This window comes from Chengkuizengella axinellae, from assembly GCF_030730905.1.
Classification (GTDB): Bacteria; Bacillota; Bacilli; order Paenibacillales; family KCTC-33759; genus Chengkuizengella; species Chengkuizengella axinellae.
Window position 1 is genome coordinate 1 of sequence record NZ_JAVAMP010000055.1, and the last position, 701, is coordinate 701.

At 33.7% G+C, this 701-nt stretch carries 1 protein-coding gene; it reads right to left on the reverse strand.

Translation table 11 applies throughout. The features are described from left to right. On the reverse strand, window positions 1-660 hold a 660-nt coding region (locus Q5Y73_RS24625; RefSeq protein WP_305994569.1), incomplete at its 3' end, for an IS3 family transposase. Window positions 661-701: the final 41 nt, after the last annotated feature.

Below are 701 nucleotides of genomic sequence, written 5' to 3' on the forward strand. Positions count from 1 at the left end.
TGTAAATTGGACCCCTTGATCACTATGAAGAATCAGTTCTCCTTTAGGATGATGTTTATTTAAAGCTTCTTGTAGTGTTTCGATGGCTAAATCTGCGGTAACATAAGGTGCTGTTTTAGTCGCTACAATACTTCGATCCTTTAAATCAAGAATGGAGCAGTTATATCGTAATGATCCATTAGATAGATGGATATATGTAAAATCTGTACACCATTTTTCATTTTTATCCGTTGCAGTAAACTTTCTATTTATGAGATTAGGAAATACTTGATGGGGTTTTCCCTTGATGTAAGTAGGCTTTTTCTTGAAAACAATAGAGCGAATATTCAATTCTTTCATATATTTATGTACAGTAAGTAAGCTGTAGAAATAACCCTGATTCTCTAGGTAAGTCTTCATCATTCGATATCCGGGTTTGCCCTCATAACGATGATACAAATCATGTATACAGTCTAGAACAGCTTGTTTACGTTGAAGCTTTTTTCTTTTTCTTTGCTTTAAGAAATTGTAATATGCATTAGGAGATAACTGAAATCGTTGCAATAACCATCTTACACCAAATTCAGAGTCATACTTTTGGATAAACTCATATATTAATTGTCGCTTTCCTTCGCAAAGAATGCTGCCGCCTTTTTTAAGAATCGATTTTCTTTCTCTAATTCTTCATTTTTCTTGCGTAGTTCAGCAAGTTGATCGAAGAC